The 7,801-nt window shown below is 36.1% G+C and carries 3 protein-coding genes; all 3 read left to right on the forward strand.

Annotated elements, in window-relative coordinates:
- The first annotated feature begins 381 nt into the window (after positions 1 to 381).
- The 3 genes from gltB to lysA all read left to right on the forward strand — a co-directional run bounded on the left by gltB (position 382) and on the right by lysA (position 7,747).
- Entirely contained in the window at positions 382 to 4,899 is a 4,518-nt protein-coding gene (gene gltB / locus ACSVH7_RS09135) for a glutamate synthase large subunit (protein WP_438066401.1), read from the forward strand.
- Between the two features lie 2 nt (positions 4,900 to 4,901).
- The gene (locus ACSVH7_RS09140) at positions 4,902 to 6,356 is read left to right on the forward strand and encodes a glutamate synthase subunit beta (protein WP_438066402.1); all 1,455 of its coding nucleotides are present in this window, start codon (positions 4,902 to 4,904) and stop codon (positions 6,354 to 6,356) included.
- Between the two features lie 173 nt (positions 6,357 to 6,529).
- The gene (gene lysA, locus ACSVH7_RS09145; protein WP_438066403.1) at positions 6,530 to 7,747 is read left to right on the forward strand and encodes a diaminopimelate decarboxylase; all 1,218 of its coding nucleotides are present in this window, start codon (positions 6,530 to 6,532) and stop codon (positions 7,745 to 7,747) included.
- The last annotated feature ends 54 nt before the right edge of the window (positions 7,748 to 7,801 follow it).

Genomic DNA, 7,801 nt, shown 5'->3' on the forward strand with positions numbered 1-7,801 from the left:
AAAACGTTCTAGTGTCAAAGCGCGACAAAAATATAAAATATAACTTAAAAAAAAATATTTATTTTAAAGTTAAAAAAAACAAAAAAAGCAATCCTCTTTGGCTGCTTTACCTTTTCCTTTTAAAAAAAATGTAAAGCCTGAATTAAAATTTGTGATATTTCTTCATCAAACCTCAATTACATCAAAAAAAACGATTTTCAGTGCTCTTTTTTACCATTTAGTCTCGCAAAAATTATGAATTTATAAATTGTAGTCCCTCAAAATATTCAAATTATCAATTTTATATTAAATTTTTTGTTTTACCTCAAAAAACACTACAAAAACAGCATTTACTCAGATTTTATTCATCAAATAGTTAATTTTGAAAAAAAAATAGCAAGCATGAAAGTTAAAGAACAAGGCCTTTATTTGCCCGAATTTGAACACGACAATTGTGGTGCTGGATTCATTTGTAATTTGAACGGCATCAAATCGAATGACATCATTCACAAAGCATTAGACATTTTAATTAAACTAGAACATCGTGGTGCCGTAAGCTCTGATGGAAGAACAGGCGATGGTGCTGGAATTCTTTTTGATATTCCTCACGCTTTTTTTAAAAAAGTCTGTGAATTTGAAATTCCCGAACCAAGAGACTATGCGGTTGGAATGGTGTTCCTTCCTAAAAGCGCGAATCAAGTTGATTTTTGTAAAGCTACATTTGAGCATGAAATCAAAAATCAAAAACTAGCAATACTAGGATGGCGTGATGTTCCTGTAGATGTAACCAATCTCGGGCAAATTGCTGCAGAAAAAGAACCTACAGTCAAACAAGTATTCGTGGGTAAAAATGGATTGGAATTAACAGAACAGCAATTCAATGCCAAAATGTTCGCTGCTCGAAAAATTGCTGAACATGCGGTAAGGGCTTCAAAAACCTCGGAAAGTCATATGTTTTACTTCTCGAGTTTTTCTACTACTACTATTATATACAAAGGGCTTTTAATGCCAGAAGACATTAGCCGCTATTATACAGACTTATTAGATAACGACTTGGTAACGCGATTAGCCTTGGTACACCAGCGCTTTTCAACCAACACTTTTCCTTCTTGGGAACTAGCGCAACCTTTCCGTTATATGTGTCACAATGGTGAAATCAACACCTTGAGAGGAAACGTAAGCCGAATGAGAGCGAGAGAAGAACTGATGAAAAGTGATGTTTTTGGAGAAGATCTTAAAAAATTGTTCCCAATTATCTTGGAAGGAAAATCAGATTCTGCCTCAATGGATATGGTAGTGGAATTACTCTTAATGACGGGTCGTTCCCTTCCTGAAGTAATGATGATGGTCGTGCCAGAGGCGTGGGAAAAACATCAAACGATGAGTCCTGAGAAAAAAGCATTCTATGAGTACAACTCTTGTATTATGGAACCTTGGGACGGTCCTGCATCTATACCATTTACTGATGGAAACGTTATTGGAGCCTTATTGGACAGAAATGGACTACGTCCTTCAAGATACACTTTGACCAAAAGTGGATTTGTGATCATGTCATCAGAAATTGGAGTATTGGATATCAATCCCGAAGATGTTATTCAGCATGGTCGATTAGAACCTGGAAAAATGTTCTTGGTTGATATGAACGAAGGGAGAATCATTGAGGATGACGAAGTAAAACATTCAATAGTTACTAAACGTCCTTACCAAAAATGGTTGGATGAAAATCTTTTACAACTGGCTAGTATTCCATACACCAACAATCCAACTCCGGTTGAGCATTTAGATTTTGAAACCAGACAACGCATGTTTGGCTACACCATTGAAGATCTAAAAACTATCATTAACCCAATGGCAGGCCTCGGAAACGAAGCCATCAGCTCTATGGGGAATGATACTCCATTGGCAGTACTATCAGATCAACCACAACTTTTATATAACTATTTCAAACAATTATTTGCTCAAGTTACTAACCCTCCTTTAGATGGAATTCGTGAAGAGATCATCACCGATATCAGTTTAGCCATCGGAGGAGATTATAACATTTTTGAAATTGAAGGCAAACAATGCAAAAAGTTAAAAATCCAAAATCCGATTATTTCAAAAGAGGATTTAGATAAAATTAGAAGTATTGAGCATGAAGACTTTAAATCGGTTACCATTTCTACCCTATATAAAATTGAAAAAGGTGCAAATGGTTTAGAGCGCGCTTTAGAAAAATGTGTACAAGCCACTTTCAAGGCCGTTTCAGAAGGCAGCAATATCGTGATTCTTTCTGATCGTGGCGTAAGCCAAAGCATGGCTCCAATCCCAATGTTACTGGCGTGTTCTTACATTCATCACACTTTAAATAAACTTAAAGTTCGCTCTAAGTTTGGTATCGTGATCGAGTCTGCTGAACCACGTGAGCCACATCATTTTGCTTTATTGTTTGGTTATGGTGCAAGTGCCATCAATCCTTATATGGTGAATGAAATTATCCGAAATCAGGTAAGCGAAGGTAATATTACTGGAATTACAGCCGAGTATGCTATAAAAAATTACAACAAAGCCATCGGAAAAGGGATTTTGAAAATTATGAATAAAATAGGAATCTCAACATTGCATTCTTATAGAGCTGCTCAGATTTTTGAGATTTTAGGATTAAATAAAGCATTCACTACAAAATACTTCCCATACACTCCCTCTAGAATTGAAGGTATTGGACTAATGGAAGTAGAAAAAGAAGTGAAAAAGCGTTTCCAAAAAGCATTCCCAAATTCAAAAGTAGCCAACTTGCTACCTCTCGAAATTGGTGGTATTTACAGATGGAGACGAAATGGTGAAAAACACATGTTTAATCCAACGACCATTTCAAAACTACAACAAGCCGTTCGTTTGAATAGTCCTGAAAGTTATGCTGAATACTCTAAAATGGTCAACGAACAAAGCGCTAATTTGATGACTATTCGTGGATTATTTGAATTCAATAATTTGGATCCAATTTCAATTGACGAAGTAGAGCCTTGGACTGAAATTGTAAAAAAATTCAAAACAGGTGCTATGTCATATGGTTCTATAAGTCAAGAAGCTCACGAAAACTTAGCCATTGCAATGAACAGAATTGGTGGTAAAAGTAATTCTGGAGAAGGTGGTGAAGATTCAAGACGTTTCCAAAAAGAATTGAACGGTGACTCAAGAAATAGTGCTATCAAGCAAGTTGCTTCAGGTCGATTCGGAGTGTCTATTAATTACTTGACCAATGCCAAAGAGATTCAAATAAAAATGGCTCAAGGAGCTAAACCAGGTGAAGGCGGGCAATTACCAGGTGAAAAAGTAGTGCCTTGGATTGCTGCAACCAGAAATTCTACACCTTATGTTGGACTAATTTCTCCACCTCCACATCACGATATTTATTCTATTGAAGATTTATCACAATTAATTTTCGATTTAAAAAATGCCAACCGTGAAGCTAGAGTAAATGTAAAATTAGTATCAGAAGTTGGAGTGGGAACCATCGCTGCAGGTGTTGCTAAGGCAAAAGCTGATGTCATCCTAATTTCAGGTTACGATGGAGGAACAGGAGCTGCACCATTAACGTCATTAACTCATACTGGAATCCCGTGGGAATTAGGTTTGGCTGAAGCCCAACAAACTTTAATCCTAAATGATTTAAGAAGCCGTGTTGTTTTAGAGTGTGATGGACAGTTAAAAACGGGTCGCGACGTTGCTATTGCCGCTTTACTTGGAGCTGAAGAGTTTGGTTTTGCAACTGCACCATTAGTAGCTTCAGGTTGCATCATGATGCGTGCTTGTCACTTGAATACTTGCCCAGTAGGTATCGCCACTCAAGATCCTGAGTTGCGTAAAAACTTCAAGGGTACTCCAGAGCATGTTATTAATTTCATGTACTTCATTGCAGAGGAATTAAGACAAATTATGGCACAACTTGGCTTTAGAACTTTAAAAGAAATGGTGGGACAATCTCAAAAATTGAACGTAAATAAAGCGATTCAACATTACAAAGCGATGGGATTAGATTTGTCAACTATTCTTTATAAACCAGAAAAAGCAAAAACAGTTCCTAACCACAATACAATGCCTCAAGATCATGAATTAGAGCATGTATTAGATTTTGATATTATCAAAGCTGCGATTCCTTCTATTTATAGAAAAGAAAGAACAAGAGTAACCTTTGACATCAAAAATACGGATCGTTCAGTTGGAGCAATTTTGAGTAACGAAATTTCAAAAATATACGGTGCACAAGGACTACCAGAAGACACTATTCTAGTTGACTTTACGGGTTCTGCTGGGCAAAGTTTCGGAGCTTTTGCTACCAATGGATTATCATTTAAAATCCACGGAAACTGTAACGATTATCTAGGTAAAGGACTTTCTGGAGGTAAATTAATCATTAAAGTGCCACCAACAGCAACTTTCAAACCAGAGGAAAATATAATTATTGGAAACGTAGCACTTTATGGTGCTATTACTGGTGAAGCATATATTAATGGTATGGCTGGAGAACGTTTCTGTGTTAGAAACTCAGGAGCAACTGCAGTGGTTGAAGGTATTGGAGACCATGGTTGTGAATACATGACTGGAGGGACTGTAGTTGTACTGGGCAAAACCGGACGAAACTTCGCTGCAGGTATGAGTGGAGGTATCGCTTATGTTTATGACCCAAATAAGAAATTCGACCAAACCCTTTGCAATATGGAAATGGTAGCTTTTGACCCATTAGAAGCAGAAGATATCGCAAAAATGAAACGTTTGATAAAAAATCATTCCTTATACACAAGTAGCCCATTAGCTAAGAGAATTTTAGCAGATTGGGACAACCAAGTCAAGCATTTTGTAAAAGTAATGCCTACAGATTACAAAAAAGCATTACAACGTATTGCAGCAGAAAAGGAAGTTGAAGAATTAATAGCACAATAGTCATGGGAAAAATAGGAGGATTTAAAGAATTTAATAGAGCCGACGAAGGTAACATAGCTGTTGTTGAACGCGTTGCCAATTATAATGAATTCACAATTGCATTACCAAAAGATAAAATAAAAGAACAAGGTTCAAGATGTATGGATTGTGGCATCCCGTTTTGCCATAGCTCATGTCCATTGGGGAATTTAATTCCAGATTTCAATGATATGGTACATCAAGAAGAATGGCAAAGTGCCTTAGAAATATTGCAATCAACGAATAATTTCCCTGAATTTACAGGAAGATTATGCCCTGCACCATGTGAAAAATCATGTGTTCTTGGTATTATTAAAGAACCTGTTGCCATCGAAAATATCGAGAAAAATATTATTGAAAGAGGTTTTGCCGAAGGATGGATTAAACCACAACCTCCCACAGTAAGAACAGGAAAAACAGTTGCTGTAGTAGGTTCTGGACCTGCTGGTCTAGCCGCTGCACAGCAATTGAATCGTGCGGGTCATACAGTAACCGTTTTTGAAAGAGATAATGCTATTGGTGGATTATTACGCTACGGAATTCCAAATTTCAAATTAGAAAAAGGAATAATCGATCGTCGTGTTGCTATCTTAGAAGCTGAAGGTATCGTTTTTAAAACCAATGTAAATGTGGGTATCAACTTTTCAGTAGAAGAATTAAAAGGTTTTGATTCAGTTGTACTTTGCGGAGGAGCCACAGAAAGAAGAGGTTTACCTACCAAAGGAGCTGATAGCAAAGGAGTCGTTCAGGCTATGGACTTTCTAACCCAACAAACCAAAGTATTGTATGGTGAAGAAATCCAAAATCAAATAAAAGCTACTGGAAAAGATGTTATCGTTATAGGTGGTGGAGATACAGGATCAGATTGTGTTGGAACTTCAAACAGACAAGGTGCTAAATCGGTTACTAATTTTGAGATTATGCCAAAACCACCCGTTGGTCGTAGCGAATCTACACCTTGGCCTTTTTGGCCATTACAATTAAAAACTTCTTCTTCACATGAAGAAGGTTGTAATAGAAACTGGTTAATTAATACCAAAGAATTTATTGCCAACGAAAAAGGAGAATTAACGGCTTTGAAAACGGTTGAAGTGGCTTGGAAAATAGTTCCTGGACAACGCCCTGAGTTAATCGAAAAAGAAGGATCAGAAAAAATATGGCCATGCGATTTAGCACTGCTAGCTCTAGGATTTACTGGCCCTGAAAAAACTTTAGCAGAACAACTAGGATTAGAAGTTGATATGAGAAGTAATTTCAAAGCCAATAACTACCAAACTAATATCCCTCATATTTTTACCGCTGGTGACATGAGAAGAGGACAATCCTTAATTGTTTGGGCTATTTCTGAAGGTCGTGAGGCCGCAAGAGAAGTTGATTTATTCTTAATGGGTTATACCAATTTACCAACGAAAGGTAATGGCGATTTGCCAAATTTGTAACAAACACCAAATTAAATCCCATTACGAATGGCTTTCGTAGTGGGATTTTGTTATAAAAAATAGTTTTTAACAAAATACAAGCAATATTTCAAACATTTTGTTATAATTTGTTATAATTTGCTTTATATTTGGCGTTAGAGAGAAACTATAATAAATTTGCAAAAAAAAATACAATGCAAGGAAAAGATTTACTTCAATTAGCAGACCAATTTGGAACTCCACTTTATGTGTACGATGCAGAAAAAATTCAATCGCAATTTAACAGATTAATAAAAGCCTTTTCTAAAGTAGAAAAACTTAGAGTTAATTATGCCATGAAAGCTTTATCAAATGTATCGATTCTACAGTTAATGAAGGATATGGGAGCCGGATTAGACACGGTCTCTATTCAAGAAGTATTGTTAGGACTACATGCAGGTTTTGAACCTGAGCGTATTTTTTATACACCAAACGGTGTTTCTTTAGAAGAAATTGAAGAGGTATATGCTTTAGGTGTTCAAATAAACATCGACAACCTATCGATCTTGGAACAATTTGGCACCAAACATCCTAGTGTTCCCGTTTGTATTCGAATCAATCCTCATGTTATGGCTGGTGGAAATACGAACATCTCTGTTGGACATATTGATAGTAAATTTGGAATCTCAATTCACCAATTACCACACTTAGTGAGAATTGTAGAAAACACCAAAATGAATATTGTGGGTATTCATATGCACACAGGTTCGGATATTTTGGATATCGAGGTATTCCTTTATGCTGCTGAAATTTTATTTGATGCTGCCAAAAACTTCAAAAACCTAGAATTTTTAGATTTCGGAAGTGGTTTCAAAGTCCCTTACAAAAAAGATGATATCGAAACAGACATCGAAGAATTAGGAAAAAAATTATCGAAAAGATTTAACGCTTTTTGCACAGAATATGGCAAAGACTTGACGCTGATTTTTGAGCCAGGTAAATTTTTAGTGAGCCAAGCCGGTTTCTTTTTAACCAAAGTGAATGTTGTAAAACAAACTACCTCTACCGTTTTCGCTGGAGTAGATAGTGGTTTTAATCACCTGATTCGACCAATGTTGTACGGTTCACAACATCATATTGAAAACATTTCTAATCCAAAAGGAAAAGAACGTTTTTACTCTGTAGTGGGGTACATCTGCGAAACCGACACTTTTGCAAATAATAGAAGAATAGCTGAGATTAAAGAAGGAGATATACTTTCATTTCATAATGCAGGAGCTTATTGCTTCTCTATGTCTTCCAACTATAATTCAAGATTCAAACCTGCTGAAGTTTTATGGTTAAACGGCAAAGGTCACTTGATTCGCGCTCATGAAAAGTTCGAAGATTTATTACAAAATCAAATTCCACTTCAAATAGAAGCTACAGTATAATCTTAAATCCCGTTTTTTCAAACGGGATTTTTTTTTACTATAAAATTTTATTTA

It is taken from the genome of Flavobacterium sp. TSSA_36, assembly GCF_051547165.1.
GTDB lineage: Bacteria > Bacteroidota > Bacteroidia > Flavobacteriales > Flavobacteriaceae > Flavobacterium.

Excerpts from the sequence above, each read along its gene's own strand:
- gltB (WP_438066401.1), top strand. The coding sequence starts at position 382 with ATGAAAGTTAAAGAACAAGGCCTTTATTTGCCCGAATTTGAACACGAC.
- ACSVH7_RS09140 (WP_438066402.1), top strand. The coding sequence starts at position 4,902 with ATGGGAAAAATAGGAGGATTTAAAGAATTTAATAGAGCCGACGAAGGT.
- lysA (WP_438066403.1), top strand. The coding sequence starts at position 6,530 with ATGCAAGGAAAAGATTTACTTCAATTAGCAGACCAATTTGGAACTCCA.